This window comes from Bacillus songklensis (genome assembly GCF_042649685.1).
In the GTDB taxonomy this organism is placed as follows: Bacteria; Bacillota; Bacilli; order Bacillales; family Bacillaceae_H; genus Bacillus_BA; species Bacillus_BA songklensis.
This window is the reverse complement of sequence record NZ_JBHRZT010000069.1, coordinates 1-19,320: the sequence shown is the minus strand read 5'-3', so window position 1 is coordinate 19,320 and position 19,320 is coordinate 1. Positions and strand designations below refer to the sequence as shown.

Sequence of the window (19,320 nt, the reverse complement as noted above, 5' to 3'; positions counted from 1 at the left end):
GGAGGTATTATAAGCATACAAAACACACAAATGCTTTCTATAATACACCTCGGTAGGAAATTAAGCCTTTAAGGCACCTACTGTCTACGGTACAAATAAATTCTATATTTAAACAACAAAATTTATTATAACCAACGACTCAATCAAAGTCAATTGGAAATTTCATCAAAAAAATTAAGCTTTTACAACAAAAGTAGCTGGATCAACTTTGATACCAGGGCCCATCGTAGAAGTGACTGCTACATTCTTCATATAAGTACCTTTAGCAGCCGATGGTTTTACTTTTACCATTGTTTCATAGATAGTTACGAAGTTTTCAACTAATTTTTCATTGTCGAAAGAAACCTTGCCGATTGGTACATGGATGTTACCAGCTTTATCAACGCGGTATTCAACTTTACCAGCTTTGATTTCGTTCACAGCTTTTGTCACATCGAAAGTAACTGTACCAGTTTTAGGGTTTGGCATTAAGCCTTTAGGACCTAATACACGACCTAGTTTACCAACTTCACCCATCATGTCAGGTGTAGCTACGATTACATCGAACTCGAACCAACCTTGTTGGATTTTGTTGATGTAGTCCGCATCACCAACATAGTCAGCTCCAGCAGCTTCAGCTTCTTTTGCTTTTTCACCTTTAGCGAATACTAATACACGTTGTACTTTACCAGTACCATGTGGTAATACAACTGCACCGCGGATTTGTTGGTCTGCTTTCTTAGGATCTACACCTAGACGGAAAGCAACTTCTACAGTCGCATCAAATTTTGCAGTATTTGTTTTCTTTACTAATTCAATAGCTTCTTCAACTGAATAAGCTTGAGTACGATCTACTAATTTAGTAGCTTCTACGTACTTTTTACCTCTTTTAGCCATTTTAAAATTCCTCCTTATGTGGTTTTAGCGGAATAACCTCCCACGAATAAAGGTTGCGAATTGGACATTCCCTACCCGCAACCTTCAACAACCTGTTCAATGCATGGGATTAGTCTTCGATTACGATACCCATGCTGCGCGCTGTACCTTCAACCATGCGCATAGCAGCTTCTACGCTAGCAGCATTTAGGTCAGGCATTTTTGTTTCAGCAATCTCACGTACTTTATCACGCTTGACTGTTGCAACTTTATTACGATTTGGCTCACCAGAACCAGACTCGATACCAGCTGCTTTCTTAAGTAATACAGCAGCAGGAGGAGTTTTCGTAATAAATGTAAATGAACGGTCTTCAAATACCGTAATTTCAACAGGGATAATTAAACCAGCTTGATCAGCTGTGCGAGCGTTAAATTCTTTACAGAATCCCATGATGTTCACACCTGCTTGACCCAACGCAGGACCAACTGGCGGTGCTGGATTCGCTTTACCAGCAGGGATTTGTAATTTAACCATTTTAATTACTTTTTTAGCCACGAGACACACCTCCTTAAGTCCGTGATGTGGTAATAGGGGTATACCCTCCCACTCGAATGTTCCTTTATATCAAATAAGGAATTTGTGTTATAAGTCTCTTTTCTTGAGACATACTGACTTATGAAATGTTATCACTAATCTGTAAGAAATGCAAGTTTTTTGGAATTATATTTTATCAATTTGATTAAAATCTAATTCCACCGGAGTTTCACGTCCGAACATGTTAACAAGTACCTTAACTTTACGCTTGTCTAGATCAATTTCCTCGATGGTACCTTCGAAATTCGCGAAAGGGCCTTCTTTGACCATTACGGTTTCGTTTAATTCAAAGTCAAAGTCGGCATGAGTATCTTCCACGCCCATACGTTTTAAAATCATCGCTACCTCATCCGGTAAAAGCGGAGTCGGCTTGGATCCAGAACCGCTCGAACCAACGAATCCTGTAACACCCGGTGTATTCCTTACTACATACCAAGAATCATCTGTCATAATTAATTCAACAAGTACATAGCCAGGGAATACTTTTTTCTTTGTAACTTTTGTTTTGTTGTTTTTTACCTCTTTTTCTTCCTCTTCAGGAACGACAACACGGAAAATCTTATCTTGCATGCCCATTGATTCTACGCGTTTTTCGAGGTTCGTTTTTACTTTATTTTCATATCCTGAGTAAGTATGAACAACATACCAATTTTTCTCCATTTATGAGGACTATCCGTCCGTCCCTCCCCGATCACTTTTAAATAGCATCCTACCTGACTTAATCCACCGTCTACAGCAAATTAAAAGGCAAATTAAAAAACCCGTTCCCGGGCTTTTCAAAAAAATTATTCTTTGATTATTATACCATCTTTTTGTACAGATTATTCAAGGATTAGACGAATTAAAGAAGAAATCCCTAAGTCCACTGCTGCAAAAAAGACAGACATGATAACAACAGTTGATAAAACTGTAATCGTATAGCGTGTTAACTCTTTGCGTTTCGGCCAACTTACTTTTTTCATTTCGCGCCCTACGTCGCGCAGGAATTTCCCAAGACGATTCATTAATAAGTTACCTCCAATTATAAAGGGGTGCTTAATCTATGTGCCTAAAAACAATCCACTATTTTGTTTCACGATGACCCGTATGTTTGTTACAAGCCTTGCAAAACTTCTTTATTTCCAATCGCTCTTGAGTGGTTTGGTCACTTTTCATTGTTGTATAGTTGCGACTTCCACATTCTTCACAAGCGAGTATCACTTTTTTACGCATGCTAAACCACCCATACATTAATGATGTCCATAAAAAGTTACCATACTGATTCTTTCCATGTCAACACAAGCTTTAAGAGAAAACTACAATGTAATTTCCCGGTACTCCAGATATCGTTCAAGTTTTCTTTTCACTCTTTGTAAGGCATTATCGATCGATTTAACATGTCGATTAAGCTCTTCCGATATCTCCTGATAGGAACGACCATCCAAATACAGAACTAAAACTTTTCTTTCTAAGTCGCTTAGTAACTCGGCCATCTTCACTTCAATATCGTCAAACTCTTCTTGATTAATAATGAGCTCCTCAGGATCCATCACTTTAGCTCCAGAAATAACGTCCATTAAAGTCCGATCAGACTCCTCATCATAAATGGGCTTGTCCAATGATACATATGAATTTAATGGAATATGCTTTTGTCTTGTAGCGGTTTTGATGGCTGTAATGATTTGACGTGTGATACATAGCTCTGCAAAAGCTTTAAAGGAAGTTAATTTATCTTCCTTAAAGTCACGGATCGCTTTGTAAAGTCCTATCATTCCTTCTTGAACGATATCTTCTCGATCAGCCCCGATAAGAAAATAGGATCTTGCTTTTGCACGCACAAAGTTTTTATATTTGTGAATCAAATATTCTAAAGCTTCACTATCGCCTTTGTGCACTAACTCTACAATCTCTCCATCCTCTTGTTGATCTAAATAAGCAATCGATTTTCTCCCCATTTTAGAGCCCACGCTAATCCCCCCGACCGCATGTAGATAGAAATATTATACAGTAGCCTTTTTTCAAGCGTCAACCGTCTCAACGCTCTCCTCTACGCCATTTTTCGAATATTTCCATAACATCGTCAGAAATCTGAATACGAGTCGTCGGTTTTTTCCCCTGAATGTGCTTTACATCTTGCTTGATGTTCCTCTCAATTTCCAGCATCTCGTTTCTGAGTTCACGCGCTGATTTCCTTAAGGCTCCTTGGCCAAAAATTGCCCATTGTTCTGTAAAATCAGAAGTAGCAACATGAATTTGTGTTTTAATATTATTTAAAGATTTGGCCAACTTTTCAATTCGCTCATCAGCGGTTTCGTTTTCTCTCGTAAAAATTACTTCTACCGTATGGTCTTTTGTCTTCTTCTCAATCCCCTGTACAAGATGGGCGTCAAACACAACAATGATATGATAACCGGTATACGCCTTGTATTCAGCCATTTTTTCGATCAATAAATCGCGGGCGGCCGGTAAATCCTTGTCCTTTAATTGCCTTAACTCCGGCCATGCCCCGATGATGTTATATCCATCAACAAGCAGGATATTCATTTCCTTACTCACCTAGTGGATGGCGCTTACGGAATACCTCATACATTAGTAGACTAGCCGCTACCGAAGCATTTAGAGATGTTACTTTTCCGACCATCGGTAAACGAACTAAAAAATCACACTTATCGCGAATGAGCCTGCTCATCCCTTTGCCTTCACTGCCGATAACCAGTACAAGAGACATCGTTCCGTCAAGTTGGCGATAATCCTCTTTTCCTTTCGCATCTGTTCCCGCAATCCATAAACCTTTCTCTTTTAATTCATCAATGGTTCTCGATAAATTTGTCACTCTCACTACGGGAATATGCTCAATAGCACCAGTAGAGGCTTTTGCTACTGTAGCGGTTAGGCCAACAGCGCGGCGCTTTGGAATAATAATTCCATGGGCGCCAACTGCATCCGCGGTTCTCATAATGGATCCTAAGTTATGAGGATCCTCTATTTCATCCAACAATAAAAAGAAAGGTGTTTCGTTGCGTTCCTCAGCTTTTTGAAACAAATCGTCTAATTCTGCATATTGATAAGCGGCTACTTGAGCGACAACTCCTTGATGATTTCCCTCTACCATTTGTTCGATTTTTTTCTTCGGTACAACTTGAACGAGCACTCCGTTTTGCTTCGCTAACTGGGTAATTTGGTTAACCGGTCCCTTTTGGGCTCCTTCAGCCAGCCATATTTTATTAATTTCTCTTCCCGATCTTAATGATTCTAATACAGGATTTCTCCCGATAATATATTCCTGATCCATATTATTTTCCTCCTTTCTGTTCTTCACTCAAACGAATCGCCGTGAAAATAATCGTTTCCATTCGTTCTTTATTTTCCAATAAATAATGATATCCAATTAATGCTTCAAAAGCAGTGCTGTATCGATATGTTTGAACATCTGTATTTTTAGGAACGGTTCCTGATTTGGCATTACGTCCTCGCTTTAATACAGCTATCTCCTCTTCCGAAAAAAACTCTTCCTCCATCAAAGTGAGAACGACTTTCGCTTGTGCCTTTGCTGAGACGAACCTCTTTGCTTGATTGTGCAATTGATTAGGACGAACAGCCCCCAATGCCAAAAGGTGATGGCGTATATAGACATCAAACACACTATCGCCCATGTAAGCAAGAGCGAGACTATTCAACTGTTTTGCATCAACTTGTTTAAAACTTTCCGTCATCAATCTTTATCCTCTTTTCCATCTTGTTCCTTGTGCCGTATCTTCTAAAACAATGTTTTTAGCTTTCAGTTCATCCCGAATCTGGTCAGCTAAAGCAAAATTGCGATTTTTTCTTGCTTCAATACGCTTTTGGATTAATACTTCAATTTCTTCATCCAATAATTCTTCCTTCGCAAAATCTAAACCTAATACACTTGTTAAAGCCTCAAATTCTTTAATAAATGCCTGAACAATTACTTCTGATGTGTTCTTTTCCAACAAGTAAAGGTTTGCCTGTTTCGATAAATCAAACAACACAGCAATAGCGTTAGCCGTATTAAAGTCATCATCCATCTCACGAACAAACGTTTTGTGAAGATCCTCGATTTTCTTCAGCCAGTCCTCATTATTACTCGTTAGGTTATTAGAGCTTTCGAGACGGTGCTTTAAGTTTTTGTAAGATGTTTGAAGGCGTTCTAATCCTTTTCTTGTATTTTCTAAAATTTCTTCACTGTAGTTAATCGGATGGCGATAATGAACAGATAGAATGAAAAAGCGCAACAACTGCGGGTCATACTTTTTGATAATGTCATGAACAAGTATGAAGTTGCCAAGTGATTTCGACATTTTTTCATTATCGATATTAATATACCCGTTATGCATCCAATACTTTGCAAATGCTTTTCCTGTAAGAGCTTCTGACTGGGCAATTTCATTTTCATGATGCGGGAACGCTAAATCCTGCCCCCCCGCATGGATATCGATTGTATCTCCAAGATATTGGCGGGCCATTGCTGAGCATTCAATATGCCACCCCGGTCTTCCTTTCCCCCACGGACTCTCCCAATAAATCTCACCCTCTTTAGCTGCTTTCCATAGAGCGAAATCTAAAGGATCTTCTTTCTTCTCTCCCACCTCAATACGAGCACCTGAACGTAATTCGTCAATAGGTTGATGAGAAAGCTTCCCATATTCCTCAAATTTTCTCGTGCGGTAATAGACATCTCCCTCAGCTTCATAAGCATAGCCTTTCTCTACAAGTGCTGAAATAAAGTCAATGATGATGTCCATATTTTCCGTAACGCGAGGGTGGACAGTCGCTTTTTTACATCCTAAAGCGGAAACATCTTCAAAATAAGCCTCGATAAAACGGTCGGCAATTGTTGGTACCTCTTCTCCTAGTTCATTAGCCGCTCTGATCAATTTATCATCTACATCCGTAAAGTTAGAGACATACTGTACCTCATATCCCCGAAACTCCAGATAACGACGCACCGTATCGAATACAATGGCAGGTCTTGCATTCCCAATATGAATGTAATTATAAACGGTTGGACCACACACATACATTTTCACTTTATTTTCTTCTAATGGCTGAAACTCTTCTTTTTGACGAGTTAATGTATTATAAAGCTTAATGGTCATGCTTAATCTTCCCTTCTTTTAGTTGTTGAAGTTCTCGTTTTAGAACCTGAAGTTCTTCTTCAAGCTCTTTAAAGCGATCTGCCACCGGATCGGGTAAATCGCGATGGTTCAAGTCTTTATCAATACGAACACCGTTTTGCACCCTGACTTTCCCCGGGATACCCACTACGGTGGAATTTGGTGGTACATTGTGCAACACAACAGAACCTGCTCCTATTTTAGAGTTTTCCCCAACCGTTATGGAACCGAGTACTTTAGCCCCTGTTGCAATCAATACATTATCTTGAATAGTTGGGTGTCGCTTCCCTTTTTCTTTCCCTGTTCCACCAAGTGTTACCCCTTGATAAATTGTTACATTATCGCCAATTTCACATGTTTCCCCAATCACAACGGCCATACCGTGGTCAATAAAAAGGCGCTTACCAATCTTAGCACCAGGATGAATTTCAATACCCGTAAAAAAACGGCTAATTTGCGAAATGGCTCGAGCTAAAAAGAACCACTTCCGCTTAAACAGCGCATGAGCTAATCGGTGTGCCCAAATTGCATGTAAACCGGAATAAGTCAAAATAACCTCTATATAACTTCTGGCTGCGGGATCTTGATCAAAAATAACTTCAATATCCTCTTTTAGTGATTTAAACATCTCTCCACCCCCTGCTTCTTCTCCTAACGCTTTTTATATCATAGTAACGCTGTTATTGCCCAAATAAAAAACGCCTCTGCGTCTAAGACACAGAGACGTAAAATTACGCGGTTCCACTCTGTTTGGGTTAATCGTAACCCCAACTTTGCTCTTATAACGGTAGAGATTCCGCTTCTGCTTACTAAAAAGTTCGTTCAGCAAAAGGCTCGAAGGTGCATTTCAAAAATGCGATTCATAAACCACTTTCACCGAAATGTGGTTCTCTCTGTGATGATCACATTTTTTACTTCTCCTTCTCAACACTTTGCGATAATTTAAATGTATATTTACTATATTACATAATTTCCTTTTTGTTAACCAATAACGCGATCTAAACGGGCTAAGACTGTCTCCTTGCCAAGAAGATGAATAGCTTGTGGCAAATCTGGTCCATGCGTTTGGCCTGTTGTAGCTACACGGATTGGCATAAATACTTTTTTCCCCTTGTGCCCCGTCGCTTTTTGCACGGCTTTTGTTGCAGCTTTAATTGCATCCGCTGAGAAATCGTCAGATGCTTTCAGTTCTTCTGCAAATGCTTTTAACACTTCTGGCACTTGCTCTTCTTCTAATACTTCACGTGCTTCACGGTTATATTCAATCTCTTGCTTAAAAAACATTTCTGTGAGTTCGACGATTTCCGCCCCGTAGCTCATTTTTTCCTGATGAAGAGAAATAAGATCACGTACCCACTGCATCTTCTCTTCATCCATATTCTCTTCTACTTTCCCGGCCTTAATTAGATGAGGAAGTGAAATTTCTACTAATCGATCTAACTCTAACTGCTTCATGTATTGATTATTCATCCAACGAAGCTTCTGAGTATCAAATAATGCCGGTGATTTTGAAAGACGGTCAGCATCAAAAATTTTAATGAATTCCTCTTTTGAAAAGATTTCTTCTTCTCCTATCGGAGACCATCCTAAAAGCGCAATGAAGTTAAATAACGCTTCTGGCAAGTATCCTAAATCCTCATACTGTTCAATGAATTGAATGATGGATTCATCACGTTTACTTAACTTTTTGCGGCTCTCATTTACAATCAATGTCATATGGCCGAACACAGGAGGCTCCCAACCAAATGCTTCATAGATCATTAATTGTTTAGGTGTGTTAGAAATATGGTCATCCCCACGTAAAACATGTGTCATTTTCATCAAATAATCATCGACCGCTACCGCATAGTTGTAAGTTGGTGTGCCGTCCTTTTTCACAATCACAAAATCGCCGATGCCATTCGCTTCAAATGAGAGCTCACCTTTTACCATATCATTAAACGTATAAACGCGATCGTTTTGCACAGCAAAACGAATGCTCGGCTGACGACCTTCTTTTTCTAATTCTACGCGCTGTTCTTCCGTTAAATGACGGCATTTACCTGAATAACGCGGCATTTGTCCTTGTGCAGATTGCTGCTCACGTTCCTGCTCAAGCTCTTCTTCTGTACAGTAACATTTATAAGCTAACCCTTTTTCAAGGAGTTCATTTGTATATTTTTGGTAAATATCCGTTCGCTCTGATTGGCGATAAGGGCCATATTCTCCACCTACATCAATGCTCTCATCCCAATCCATGCCAAGCCATTTTAAATATTTTAACTGACTTTCTTCTCCGCCTTTGATGTTTCGCTTTTTATCAGTATCTTCAATACGGATAATAAATTTTCCGTTTTGATTTCTAGCAAATAAGTAGTTGAACAATGCTGTTCTTGCATTTCCGATATGAAGATGTCCAGTTGGACTTGGTGCGTAACGGACACGTACTTCGTTTGACATGGTTCGAGTAACCTCCAATTTATCTATCGTATGTATAAAACTTAAAGTCCATGCTTATTTTAACACCAAACGATGTTCTTTCAAAGAATGTATAATTTATTTTTGATAAACGAGCGCAACGACTTGTGCCGCAATTCCTTCCTCCCGGCCTGTAAAGCCCAGCTTTTCCGTGGTGGTCGCTTTGACGTTAATTTGCGAGATAGACACATCTAATAAAGAAGCGATACGCTCTCTTATGGATTCCATGTAAGGAGCCATTTTAGGCTTTTGAGCAATAATGGTGCAATCGATATTGCTAAGCTCATATCCTTCTGCTCTTACCATATTCCATACATGCTGTAACAATTTGCCCGAGTCTGCATCTTTAAACTCTTCGTCTGTGTCGGGAAAGTGTTTGCCGATATCTCCTTGTGCAATTGTACCAAGAAACGCATCTGAAATCGCATGTAATAATACGTCTGCATCTGAATGGCCCAACAACCCTACATGATGAGGAATTTCAATGCCTCCAATGATCAGCGGCCTCCCTTCAGCAAATTGATGGACATCAAATCCCTGTCCGATTCGAATATTCATCTCATTCCCACCTTACTTTGTCTGTTCTCTTTTTTGTAGAATGGCTTCAGCATACCATAAATCTTCTGGTGTTGTTAATTTTATATTATCATAATTACTCTCTACGACTATAATAGGCTTTCCCATTCGCTCGACTAAGCTGGCATCATCTGTGCCCAAAAAGGATTGCTTTTGTGCATGTTCATGTGCCTCTTTAATAAGCGACACAAGAAAAGCTTGTGGTGTCTGAATAGCCCACAAGCTGGAGCGTTCAATGGTGTCTACAATATACCCGCCTTGAACTCTCTTCATTGTATCCTTTACCGGTACTCCTAACACAGCCGCTTCCTCTTCATGAGCAGCCATCACCAGCCGATGAATACTTTCTGCTGTCACAAACGGTCTTGCTCCATCATGAATCAACACGATTCCCGTATCTTTCAATGCCTGTAATCCGTTATAAACACTATGTTGACGTTCCGTCCCACCGATGACTAACGAACAAACTTTATGAATATGATAAGAATCCAGTATCTCTTGGAACTGCTCAATTTCATCCTTGTTGACTACTAAAATAATTCCTTCACACCAAGAATCTTGTTCAAAAACAAGAAGTGTATGAACAATAACAGGAATATCCCTCAATTGAATGAACTGTTTGTTTTTTCCGGCCTTCATCCGCTTTCCCTGACCTGCAGCAGGAATCACAACATGGTAATTCATAAAACTTTCTCCTCTATCTTTCTCTTTATCACATTTTAAAACGGTTAAGATCCCTTGTCCGTAAAAGCGAGCTTGGTTCGATTAACCTTTATCCTATAGTGCCTTTTCTAGCAATTTGGGCTTGGCAAAAATCATTCGCCCCGCTGAAGTTTGCAAGACACTCGTGACTAGTACATCAATACTTTTACCAATATAGTCTCTTCCGTCTTCTACTACAATCATCGTGCCGTCATCTAAATAAGCAACACCTTGATTATGCTCTTTTCCATCTTTAATGACAAGAACATTTAGTTCTTCTCCTGGGAGCACAACAGGTTTCACTGCATTTGCTAAATCATTAATGTTTAATACAGCAACGTTTTGCAATTCGCACACTTTATTTAAGTTGAAATCATTGGTTACTACTACACCTGAAGTTAATTTCGCTAGTTTTACAAGCTTACTGTCCACTTCTTGAATCTCTTCGAAATCGCCTTCATAAATTTCCACTTTAATAGCCAATTCTTTCTGGATACGGTTTAAAATATCCAATCCTCTTCTTCCTCTATTGCGTTTTAATACATCGGATGAATCTGCAATATGTTGAAGTTCTTCCAAGACAAATTGAGGAATGACGATGACTCCTTCCAAAAATCCTGTTTGGCAAATATCGGCGATACGGCCATCAATAATCACACTTGTGTCTAAAATCTTTAGCTTTTTGGCAGAAGTCTCTTGTTCTTCTTCCTGAGCTTTTTTCTTTCCAATTCTAGCTGGTATAGAGAATAAATTAACCAGCTCATCCCTCTTTTTAAATCCTACTTGAAATCCTAAATAACCTAATAAAAGGGTAAGGAATATCGGAAGTACGGTATTGACGACTTGAAGCTGAATACTTTTTAAAGGTAATACTACCAAATAAGCAACAACAAGACCGAGGATTAACCCTAAACTTCCAAACAATACATCTGTCACTGGAGCTTTCACCAGCGTTTCTTCAAACCAATGAATAAAGTCTACTACATAATCTACGACCCAAAATGTCAGAATGTAAAAAAGCACGGCCCCCAATAAAGCATGGATATATGATTTTTCTAAAAAAGCAACACCTTGCATATCTAATAAATCTATAAGTTCTGGTATGAAAAAGATACCCAGTGTTCCACCCGTGATGATAAAAAATAATTGTACAATACGTTTTAACACGTACTCACCTCCCTTTTATTCATTATAAACAGTTTACAATGATTGAAACCTCTTATTTGCTCGAAAGTACAATTTGTAAACAAAATGTTATGTTTTTTGACACTTCCCTTCCATTTCCTTTAAAGTTGCCGGTTAAGAAAATATTGTTGTTTTAGTCGTTTCAATCCTTCTTTAATCTTTTTAGCTCGGATCTCCCCTATTCCCTCTACTTCGTCTAGCTCTTCCACAGACGCATCGAAAACGCCCTTTAAATGGCCGAACTGCTCAATCAAGTTTTCGACGATAATGATAGGGAGACGAGGAATTTTATGAAGCATACGATAGCCCCTTGGCTGAACAGCATCTTCAAAGCTTGTGTAAACCGGGTATCCCATTAAGCGAAACAACGATTGATCATCAAGTAACACCGCATTGGAAAGTTCTTGCAGCTTGGCAATAATTTTGTATGGATCCTGATCTTCGTCGAATGTGTAATCTTTTATGAGCAACACAGCTTCCCGCTCCATATCTGCTAACAATTCATTCATTTGTAATCGTATTAAGCGCCCTTCTATCCCCAGTTCTCCAATATAGCTTAAAATCTCATTCTTAATTCTTAAAACCATTTCAATACGATGAAGGGACTGAATAACCTCAACATGTGTAACTTGTTCTTCAAACTCTAATGCCGTTAAATTAGCAATCGATTCGTCCAATACGGATTTATATTTCTCCAACGTTTCTAGCGCTTGATTAGCCTTCGCTAAGATGACTCCAATATCTTTTAATACATACTGAAGCGACCCCTTATATAAGGTAATGACGTTTCTTCTTTGGGAAATGGCGATAACCAGTGCTCCTGTTTGTTTTGCAACCCGTTCAGCTGTTCGATGACGCATTCCCGTTTCCAAAGAAGGAATGGAAGGATTAGGAATGAGTTGGGCATTGGCAAATAATATTTTATTTCCCCCTTCGTTCAAGATAATAGCTCCATCCATTTTGGCCAGCTCATATAAATGAGCCGGAGTAAAGGTACAATTAATAGAGAACCCGCCATCTACAATTTGCCTGACCTGATCATTATAGCCTAAAACGATTAATCCCCCCGTTTTTGCCCTCAATACATTATCAATTCCTTCCCGAATCGGCGTGCCAGGCGCAACAAGCCTTAAAATTTCAGAAATTTGTTGATCATTAATTTTTTCTCTTTCCATCCCTATCCCCCTAGTGTGTACTGCAATGCTTCAGCTACAGTCGATACGCCTACGACTTCCACACCTTTTGGAATATTCCATCCCCCTAAATTTCGTTCAGGCAGAATCACACGTTTAAACCCTAGCTTGACAGCCTCTTGGACACGCTGCTCAATACGGGAAACACGGCGGACCTCCCCCGTTAATCCAATCTCACCAATTACCACATCGGCTGGGTTAGATGGAATGTCCCTAAAGCTGGAAGCAATACTCACAGCAATAGCCAAGTCGATGGCAGGCTCATCTAACTTTACACCGCCTGCTACTTTTAAATAGGCATCCTGATTTTGCAACAACAAGCCCACCCGCTTTTCTAATACCGCCATAAGAAGAGAAACGCGGTTATGATCAATTCCCGTAGCCATTCTCCTTGGATTTCCAAAACTTGTCGGGCTAATTAATGCTTGTAATTCTACTAAAACAGGTCTTGTTCCTTCCATTGATGCCACAACAATAGAACCTGCTGCTCCTTGAGAGCGTTCTTCCAAGAAGATTTCAGAAGGATTTAACACTTCCTCCAAGCCGCTTTCTTTCATTTCGAAAATCCCCATTTCGTTAGTAGATCCAAAACGATTTTTCACGGCTCTTAAAATTCGATATGTATGGTGTCTCTCCCCCTCAAAATACAAAACCGTATCAACCATATGCTCTAATAAGCGAGGGCCTGCGATAGCCCCTTCTTTTGTAACATGCCCGACAATAAAGATTGCAATTCCTTCCGTTTTCGCAATTCTCATTAGATCTGCCGTACATTCCCTCACTTGCGAAACACTTCCTGGGGCAGATGTAATGTCTGGATGGTAAATAGTTTGAATTGAATCGATGACTACAAAATCCGGATTCATCTCTGAAATAATATGGGAGATAAGCTCTAAATTCGTTTCGGAGTGAACATACAACTGAGGTGCGTTAATATTTAAACGATCTGCTCGGAGCTTCGTTTGTTTTGTTGACTCCTCACCTGAAATGTAGAGAACTTTATAATTACTATCTGCTAATTGTGCAGAAGTTTGCAAAAGGAGTGTAGATTTCCCAATCCCGGGATCACCCCCTATTAACACGAGGGACCCTTTAACGATTCCTCCGCCTAATACTCTATTTAATTCAGAGAGCTTCGTGAAAATTCTTGGTTCACTTGTTGATTCAATAGAACTAATGGATTGGGGCTTTAAGGAGGTCGAAGTGGTCGCTCCTGTAAAGGCGCCTCTACGATTAGCTGCCACTTGCTCTACCTCTTCTACCATCGTATTCCAGTTTCCGCATCCCGGGCATTTTCCCATCCACTTGGGTGACTCATATCCACAATCCTGACATATAAACTTTGTTTTTTTCTTTGCCATACCTCTAACCTCGTTGTTTGTATTTTAGGAAAAAAGAAGGCATACGAATCATAAACGTATGCCTTTTGTTGATGATCTATTTGTTTGCCCTTAACTAATCCCGCTTGTTTCTATGGCACGGACCTTAAACCCGCCATCCACCACATCGAGCTCTATTTTTTGCCCTTTTTGAATGGTGCCTTTTAAAAGCTCTTCCGATAAGCGGTCTTCAATATGTTTTTGAATAGCGCGGCGAAGCGGACGAGCACCGTATTCCGGATCGAATCCTTCTTCTGCGATTTTCTCAATTGCTTTTTCCGTTAAGTGCAATTCGATGTCTTGTTCTTTTAAGCGTGTTGTTAATTGTTTCGCCATGAGCGTAACAATATTTTGTAGATGAGGCTTCTCAAGTGAATGGAAAACAATGATTTCATCAATACGGTTTAAAAACTCTGGACGGAATGCGCGTTTTAGCTCACCCATCACTTTGCCCTTCATATCTTTATAATCCTGACCCTCATCTTGTACATTAAAGCCTACATATTTGTTCCGTTTTAATGTGTCTGCTCCAACGTTAGAAGTCATGATTAAAATCGTATTTCGGAAATCGACTGTACGCCCTTTTGAATCCGTTAAACGTCCATCTTCTAACACTTGCAATAGAATATTGAACACATCTGGATGCGCTTTTTCAATCTCATCTAATAAGACAACAGAATAAGGTTTTCTTCTCACTTTTTCCGTTAATTGACCGCCTTCATCATAGCCTACATAACCTGGAGGCGATCCAACAAGACGCGATGTGGAGTGTTTCTCCATGTATTCCGACATATCTATGCGAATCATCGCATCTTCATCGCCAAACATTGATTCTGCTAATGCACGAGCCAGCTCCGTTTTCCCTACACCCGTTGGCCCTAAGAAGATAAAGGAACCAATTGGGCGTTTTGGATCTTTTAATCCTGCACGAGCACGACGTACCGCTTTTGCCACAGCTTTAACGGCTTCTTCTTGACCGATGACACGTGAATGTAAGATCTCTTCCATATTTAATAGACGCTCAGTTTCCTCTTGAGCCAATTTAGAAACAGGAATTCCGGTCCAGCTTGACACTACCATGGCAATATCTTCAACGGTTACTTGAGAATTTTCTTGACCTTGTTTTTCTTTCCATACTTTCTTTGTTTCTTCCAATTCTTCACGCAGTCTTTGTTCTGTATCGCGTAGAGATGCTGCTTTTTCAAACTCTTGGCTTTGGACAGCTGCATCTTTCTCTTTGCGTACCGTCTCTAATTTTTGCTCTAACTCTTTCAAGTTAGGAGGTGTTGTAAATGAGCGTAAACGTACTTTTGAACCAGCTTCATCAATTAAGTCGATAGCCTTATCAGGAAGGAAACGATCCGATATATAACGATCTGAGAGTTTAACCGCCTGTTCAATCGCTTCATCTGTAATGGAAACACGATGATGTGCTTCATAACGGTCTCTTAATCCTTGTAGAATTTGAATGGATTCTTCTATTGTTGGTTCATCTACTTGAATAGGCTGGAAGCGGCGTTCAAGTGCTGCATCTTTTTCAATGTATTTACGATATTCATCCAATGTAGTGGCCCCAATACATTGAAGCTCACCACGTGCTAAAGACGGTTTTAAAATATTGGATGCATCAATAGCACCTTCTGCACCACCAGCTCCAATCAGCGTATGAAGCTCATCAATGAATAAAATAATATTTCCAGCCTGACGGATTTCATCCATCACTTTCTTCAAACGGTCTTCAAATTCACCGCGATACTTCGTACCAGCTACTACTGTTCCCATATCAAGTGTCATGACACGCTTATCCCGTAAGGTTTCAGGAACCTCGTTATTGACAATTTGTTGTGCTAGGCCTTCGGCAATGGCCGTTTTACCTACACCCGGTTCACCAATTAATACGGGGTTATTCTTCGTACGACGGCTTAATACTTCAATAACGCGCTGGATTTCCTTACTGCGGCCAATAACTGGATCCAATCTTCCTTCACGGGCAATGGCCGTTAAATCACGGGCAAGGCTATCAAGAGTTGGAGTATTGGCACTTGCAGCCGCTCCTCCTTGATGGCTGGAGGTTGCCTCGTTGCTTCCCAGCAATTGCAATACTTGTTGCCTTGCTTTATTCAAGCTCACCCCTACATTGTTTAAAACACGGGCAGCTACACCTTCTCCTTCACGAATAAGACCCAATAGAATATGTTCTGTTCCTACATAGGAATGTCCCAGCTTACGCGCCTCATCCATTGAAAGTTCAATGACCTTTTTGGCTCTTGGAGTGTAATGAATGGTTTGTGTCATTTCTTGGCCGCGGCCAATCAATGATTCTACTTCTTTTTGAATTTTATCGGCTCCTAAACCAAGAGCTAATAATGCTTTAGCGGCAATGCCTTCTCCTTCACGAACAATTCCTAATAAAATATGCTCTGTGCCAATATTATTGTGACCTAATCGTAATGCTTCTTCTTGTGCTAAAGCCAAGACCTTTTGTGCACGCTCTGTAAATCTGCCAAACATCATTTATTCATCACCCTCCACATTTGTATGATTCGATTTTCTTAAGGTTAGGCATTCACGAATAAGGGATGCTCTTCTAACATCTCGTTCGTCAGGCCTTAGTGCCCCTCCTGCGTATTGTTGTAAAAAGCCAGGTTGTGTTATGACCATAAGCTCATTTAAGATACTTCTTGGAACATCTTTTATATATCCAAGATCTATTCCTAAACGAACATCTGATAAACATTGAGAAGCTTCTTTTGATTCGATGATTCGGCTATAAAGAAGTGTCCCGTAAGAACGGAAAACACGATCTTCTAATTCAAGGTTGGATGTTTTGATTAAAGCATCCCTTGCAGAACGCTCTTGGGTGATGATTTGCTGAACAACACTGTTTAAATCATCCACAATGTCCTCTTCCGATTTGCCTAATGTTATTTGATTAGACACTTGAAAGATATTCCCCAAGGCTTCACTTCCCTCTCCATAAGTTCCTCGGACGACTAAACCAAGCTGGTTAATAGCAGGGATAATGCGATTGATTTGCCTTGTCATCACTAAGGCAGGCAAATGCATCATGACAGATGCTCTCAATCCTGTTCCCACATTTGTAGGACAACTGGTTAAATAGCCAATTTGCTCATCAAAAGCATAATCGACATACTGCTCGATCCAATCATCTAACTCATTCGCCTCTTGCAGCGCCGATGAAAGTTGGAGTCCCGGAAATAAACATTGTATACGCAAATGATCTTCCTCATTTACCATGATGCTTATTTCTTCATTTTCAGACAGCAGACAAGCTCCAAAATTAGATTCTTCGGCTAGTTGCGGACTAATTAGATGTTTTTCAACTAATACCCTTTTTTCCAATGGCTTTAAATTTCCCATCTCTAAAAGCTGAAGATTCCTATTAGGGTGAGAAGCGGTCGTAAACTTATCTTTAAACAGCCCCACAACTTCTAAAGCTTGCTCATTAGTTGAAAGAGTAGGGAAAAGGTAGTGTTCTAAGTTTCGGGCCAAGCGAACTCGGCTGCTTAATACGATGTCAGAATCTGGACCGTTTTGGTTCATCCAGGAACTGATGGCTTGATTAAAGAATGATTCATTTGCCATTTTTACGCTTCCCCCTCCCTTTTCTCCCGCAATGTTTTTTCTAATGCTCTTATCTCATCTCTTAATGTTGCAGCTTTTTCAAATTCTTCTTGTGCAATATATTCTTTTAATTTCAATTTTTGCTTCTCTAATTCCTTTTTTAAATGTAGATTGCTTCCAATTCTCTTTGGAATTTTACCTTTATGAAGGTGATTTCCTGCATGCAACCTTTTCAAAAAGGGTGTAAGTGAACTGCGAAAAGTCTCATAGCAATGTGCACAACCAAACCTTCCAAATTTGGCAAATTGCCGGTAGGTCAGCTTACAATTTGGACATTGTACAACTTGATTATGGGTAAAAGTATGCGCAGAAGATTCCTTCGGCGCAGAATCGACATTTAATAAACCAGCCAGTAAGTTATTTATAGAAAAGCCTGTATTCCCTGGTATGCTAAACATCTCTCCACTTTCTTTTGCACAATGTTCACATAAGTGGATTTCTGACTTCTCTCCATTAATAACTTTTGTAAAATGCAGAGTAGCCGCTCTTATATTGCATTGTTGACAAACCATTTTGTCACCTCTCCCAACTTTAGAAATACCTTGGAGATCTATTATCTGTACCTTAAAGCATTCAACATAGCTTTTAATAATTTAGCCCTCAATTCATCACGATAAGGTAAATCTACTCCTATCACTGAGCGATCCATAACGCTTAACATCATTTTTGCTTCACGTTCAGTAATCACCTCTTCTTCAACTAAACGTACAATAAGATTTTCTGAATTATTTTGGGATATTTTTTCGGGAATAATGTTAAGAACTTGCTCAAACAAGTGAGAGGTATTATGAGATTTCACCTTTATAATTCGAATAAAACCTCCCCCTCCTCGTTTACTTTCTACCATATATCCTCTTTCCAGCGTGAAGCGAGTATTGATAACATAATTGATTTGTGAAGGGACACATTGAAATTTATCAGCAATTTCGCTTCTTTTAATTTCCACAACATCTTTCTCGCTTAAATCAAGGACTTGTTTTAAATATTGCTCGATAATATCAGATATATTTCGCATTACGCCCCTCCCTCTGACTTTGACTATATTTGACTTTATTTATAATATAAAATTTATAGGGGAATTTTTCAAGCATTAACACAGTATTTCTACTTTTATCGTTACCAAATTTCCGGGGTTTCAAAACATACTTCCCTAAAAACACTTAAATAAAACTAAAATATGTAGTAGTTGTATTATATTGTTTATTTTTCCTAATTGTGTATAAAAAACAAAAAAGACTAGTCAAATGACTAGTCTTTTTTGTTGCCTGGCGACGTCCTACTCTCACAGGGGGAGACCCCCAACTACCATCGGCGCTGAAGAGCTTAACTTCCGTGTTCGGCATGGGAACGGGTGTGACCTCTTCGCCATCATCACCAGACTATATGAAGGTTGTTCCTTCAAAACTAGATAACACATTACTGAGGAAAGCACGTAGTGCTTTTCATTGTCCAGTTGCGCAAGCTATATCCTACGGTCATTTCGCGTCTTCCGACGAAACCAAAGAGCGGTTTCGTCGGAAGAAGCTCCAATGCCCTATGGATATGAGCGAGCTTGCTCCACTTTTCTTTTGGTTAAGTCCTCGATCGATTAGTATCAGTCAACTCCACGTGTCACCACG

The 19,320-nt window shown here is 39.6% G+C and carries 21 protein-coding genes, 1 rRNA gene and 2 other annotated features (1 of these 24 only partly in view); all 22 genes read right to left on the bottom strand.

From position 1 onward, the window contains the following. Positions 1-108: a sequence feature (ribosomal protein L10 leader region), on the bottom strand (it extends 31 nt beyond the left edge of the window). A gap of 66 nt (positions 109-174) precedes the next feature. Beyond that, on the bottom strand, positions 175-876 hold the full coding sequence (rplA, locus tag ACFOU2_RS17930; protein ID WP_377917548.1) for a 50S ribosomal protein L1: 702 nt from the start codon (positions 874-876) through the stop codon (positions 175-177). A 109-nt stretch (positions 877-985) separates the two neighbouring features. Continuing rightward, positions 986-1,411: a 50S ribosomal protein L11 gene (rplK, locus tag ACFOU2_RS17925; protein WP_028397322.1), complete on the bottom strand. Its 426-nt coding sequence runs from the start codon at positions 1,409-1,411 to the stop codon at positions 986-988. 165 nt (positions 1,412-1,576) lie between these two features. After that, positions 1,577-2,110 (bottom strand): transcription termination/antitermination protein NusG, encoded by a 534-nt coding sequence (gene nusG, locus ACFOU2_RS17920; RefSeq protein ID WP_377917546.1) that lies wholly within the window; start codon positions 2,108-2,110, stop codon positions 1,577-1,579. A gap of 161 nt (positions 2,111-2,271) precedes the next feature. Next, a complete protein-coding gene (gene secE, locus ACFOU2_RS17915; RefSeq protein ID WP_377917544.1) occupies positions 2,272-2,454 on the bottom strand; it encodes a preprotein translocase subunit SecE in 183 nt (60 codons plus the stop codon). A 58-nt stretch (positions 2,455-2,512) separates the two neighbouring features. Then, positions 2,513-2,662, bottom strand: a complete 150-nt coding sequence (gene rpmG / locus ACFOU2_RS17910; protein ID WP_377917542.1) for a 50S ribosomal protein L33 — start codon at positions 2,660-2,662, stop codon at positions 2,513-2,515. Between the two features lie 83 nt (positions 2,663-2,745). Then, positions 2,746-3,384 (bottom strand): RNA polymerase sporulation sigma factor SigH, encoded by a 639-nt coding sequence (gene sigH / locus ACFOU2_RS17905; protein ID WP_377917639.1) that lies wholly within the window; start codon positions 3,382-3,384, stop codon positions 2,746-2,748. A gap of 79 nt (positions 3,385-3,463) precedes the next feature. Then, entirely contained in the window at positions 3,464-3,973 is a 510-nt protein-coding gene (locus tag ACFOU2_RS17900) for an NYN domain-containing protein (RefSeq protein ID WP_377917540.1), read from the bottom strand. A 4-nt stretch (positions 3,974-3,977) separates the two neighbouring features. Further along, positions 3,978-4,721: a 23S rRNA (guanosine(2251)-2'-O)-methyltransferase RlmB gene (gene rlmB, locus ACFOU2_RS17895; RefSeq protein ID WP_377917539.1), complete on the bottom strand. Its 744-nt coding sequence runs from the start codon at positions 4,719-4,721 to the stop codon at positions 3,978-3,980. Position 4,722: 1 nt separating this feature from the next. Further along, entirely contained in the window at positions 4,723-5,142 is a 420-nt protein-coding gene (locus ACFOU2_RS17890; RefSeq protein WP_377917537.1) for a Mini-ribonuclease 3, read from the bottom strand. Positions 5,143-5,148: 6 nt separating this feature from the next. After that, a complete protein-coding gene (gene cysS / locus ACFOU2_RS17885; RefSeq protein ID WP_377917535.1) occupies positions 5,149-6,546 on the bottom strand; it encodes a cysteine--tRNA ligase in 1,398 nt (465 codons plus the stop codon). Next, positions 6,536-7,192 carry a serine O-acetyltransferase gene (cysE, locus tag ACFOU2_RS17880; protein WP_377917533.1) on the bottom strand — a complete coding sequence of 219 codons (657 nt, stop codon included), beginning with the start codon at positions 7,190-7,192 and terminating at the stop codon, positions 6,536-6,538. The genes cysS and cysE overlap by 11 nt, the downstream gene beginning before the upstream one ends. Positions 7,193-7,280: 88 nt before the next feature. Then, positions 7,281-7,501: a binding site (T-box leader), on the bottom strand. Between the two features lie 44 nt (positions 7,502-7,545). Continuing rightward, on the bottom strand, positions 7,546-9,003 hold the full coding sequence (gltX, locus tag ACFOU2_RS17875) for a glutamate--tRNA ligase (RefSeq protein ID WP_377917532.1): 1,458 nt from the start codon (positions 9,001-9,003) through the stop codon (positions 7,546-7,548). A 96-nt stretch (positions 9,004-9,099) separates the two neighbouring features. Further along, complete coding sequence (gene ispF / locus ACFOU2_RS17870) at positions 9,100-9,579, bottom strand: 2-C-methyl-D-erythritol 2,4-cyclodiphosphate synthase (protein ID WP_377917530.1); 480 nt, start codon at positions 9,577-9,579, stop codon at positions 9,100-9,102. A 12-nt stretch (positions 9,580-9,591) separates the two neighbouring features. Next, positions 9,592-10,281 (bottom strand): 2-C-methyl-D-erythritol 4-phosphate cytidylyltransferase, encoded by a 690-nt coding sequence (gene ispD, locus ACFOU2_RS17865; protein ID WP_377917528.1) that lies wholly within the window; start codon positions 10,279-10,281, stop codon positions 9,592-9,594. Positions 10,282-10,374: 93 nt separating this feature from the next. Next, positions 10,375-11,466 (bottom strand): PIN/TRAM domain-containing protein, encoded by a 1,092-nt coding sequence (locus ACFOU2_RS17860; RefSeq protein WP_377917526.1) that lies wholly within the window; start codon positions 11,464-11,466, stop codon positions 10,375-10,377. A gap of 119 nt (positions 11,467-11,585) precedes the next feature. Beyond that, positions 11,586-12,659 (bottom strand): DNA integrity scanning diadenylate cyclase DisA, encoded by a 1,074-nt coding sequence (gene disA, locus ACFOU2_RS17855; protein ID WP_377917523.1) that lies wholly within the window; start codon positions 12,657-12,659, stop codon positions 11,586-11,588. 2 nt (positions 12,660-12,661) lie between these two features. Further along, the gene (gene radA / locus ACFOU2_RS17850; protein WP_377917521.1) at positions 12,662-14,038 is read right to left on the bottom strand and encodes a DNA repair protein RadA; all 1,377 of its coding nucleotides are present in this window, start codon (positions 14,036-14,038) and stop codon (positions 12,662-12,664) included. 90 nt (positions 14,039-14,128) lie between these two features. Then, positions 14,129-16,570: an ATP-dependent protease ATP-binding subunit ClpC gene (gene clpC, locus ACFOU2_RS17845; protein WP_377917519.1), complete on the bottom strand. Its 2,442-nt coding sequence runs from the start codon at positions 16,568-16,570 to the stop codon at positions 14,129-14,131. After that, positions 16,571-17,662 (bottom strand): protein arginine kinase, encoded by a 1,092-nt coding sequence (locus ACFOU2_RS17840; protein ID WP_377917517.1) that lies wholly within the window; start codon positions 17,660-17,662, stop codon positions 16,571-16,573. It abuts the gene before it with no gap. A 2-nt stretch (positions 17,663-17,664) separates the two neighbouring features. After that, complete coding sequence (locus ACFOU2_RS17835; RefSeq protein WP_377917515.1) at positions 17,665-18,213, bottom strand: UvrB/UvrC motif-containing protein; 549 nt, start codon at positions 18,211-18,213, stop codon at positions 17,665-17,667. A gap of 41 nt (positions 18,214-18,254) precedes the next feature. Beyond that, the gene (locus ACFOU2_RS17830) at positions 18,255-18,716 is read right to left on the bottom strand and encodes a CtsR family transcriptional regulator (RefSeq protein WP_377917513.1); all 462 of its coding nucleotides are present in this window, start codon (positions 18,714-18,716) and stop codon (positions 18,255-18,257) included. A 248-nt stretch (positions 18,717-18,964) separates the two neighbouring features. Further along, a 5S ribosomal RNA gene (gene rrf / locus ACFOU2_RS17825) occupies positions 18,965-19,080 on the bottom strand. Positions 19,081-19,320: the final 240 nt, after the last annotated feature.

What these genes read in the sequence shown, in the direction of transcription:
- rplA (WP_377917548.1), bottom strand. Translation starts at nt 876, where the DNA reads ATGGCTAAAAGAGGTAAAAAGTACGTAGAAGCTACTAAATTAGTAGAT.
- nusG (WP_377917546.1), bottom strand. Translation starts at nt 2,110, where the DNA reads ATGGAGAAAAATTGGTATGTTGTTCATACTTACTCAGGATATGAAAAT.
- secE (WP_377917544.1), bottom strand. Translation starts at nt 2,454, where the DNA reads ATGAATCGTCTTGGGAAATTCCTGCGCGACGTAGGGCGCGAAATGAAA.
- rpmG (WP_377917542.1), bottom strand. Translation starts at nt 2,662, where the DNA reads ATGCGTAAAAAAGTGATACTCGCTTGTGAAGAATGTGGAAGTCGCAAC.
- sigH (WP_377917639.1), bottom strand. Translation starts at nt 3,384, where the DNA reads ATGGGGAGAAAATCGATTGCTTATTTAGATCAACAAGAGGATGGAGAG.
- ACFOU2_RS17900 (WP_377917540.1), bottom strand. Translation starts at nt 3,973, where the DNA reads ATGAATATCCTGCTTGTTGATGGATATAACATCATCGGGGCATGGCCG.
- rlmB (WP_377917539.1), bottom strand. Translation starts at nt 4,721, where the DNA reads ATGGATCAGGAATATATTATCGGGAGAAATCCTGTATTAGAATCATTA.
- ACFOU2_RS17890 (WP_377917537.1), bottom strand. Translation starts at nt 5,142, where the DNA reads ATGACGGAAAGTTTTAAACAAGTTGATGCAAAACAGTTGAATAGTCTC.
- cysS (WP_377917535.1), bottom strand. Translation starts at nt 6,546, where the DNA reads ATGACCATTAAGCTTTATAATACATTAACTCGTCAAAAAGAAGAGTTT.
- cysE (WP_377917533.1), bottom strand. Translation starts at nt 7,192, where the DNA reads ATGTTTAAATCACTAAAAGAGGATATTGAAGTTATTTTTGATCAAGAT.
- gltX (WP_377917532.1), bottom strand. Translation starts at nt 9,003, where the DNA reads ATGTCAAACGAAGTACGTGTCCGTTACGCACCAAGTCCAACTGGACAT.
- ispF (WP_377917530.1), bottom strand. Translation starts at nt 9,579, where the DNA reads ATGAATATTCGAATCGGACAGGGATTTGATGTCCATCAATTTGCTGAA.
- ispD (WP_377917528.1), bottom strand. Translation starts at nt 10,281, where the DNA reads ATGAATTACCATGTTGTGATTCCTGCTGCAGGTCAGGGAAAGCGGATG.
- disA (WP_377917523.1), bottom strand. Translation starts at nt 12,659, where the DNA reads ATGGAAAGAGAAAAAATTAATGATCAACAAATTTCTGAAATTTTAAGG.
- radA (WP_377917521.1), bottom strand. Translation starts at nt 14,038, where the DNA reads ATGGCAAAGAAAAAAACAAAGTTTATATGTCAGGATTGTGGATATGAG.
- clpC (WP_377917519.1), bottom strand. Translation starts at nt 16,570, where the DNA reads ATGATGTTTGGCAGATTTACAGAGCGTGCACAAAAGGTCTTGGCTTTA.
- ACFOU2_RS17840 (WP_377917517.1), bottom strand. Translation starts at nt 17,662, where the DNA reads ATGGCAAATGAATCATTCTTTAATCAAGCCATCAGTTCCTGGATGAAC.
- ACFOU2_RS17835 (WP_377917515.1), bottom strand. Translation starts at nt 18,213, where the DNA reads ATGGTTTGTCAACAATGCAATATAAGAGCGGCTACTCTGCATTTTACA.
- ACFOU2_RS17830 (WP_377917513.1), bottom strand. Translation starts at nt 18,716, where the DNA reads ATGCGAAATATATCTGATATTATCGAGCAATATTTAAAACAAGTCCTT.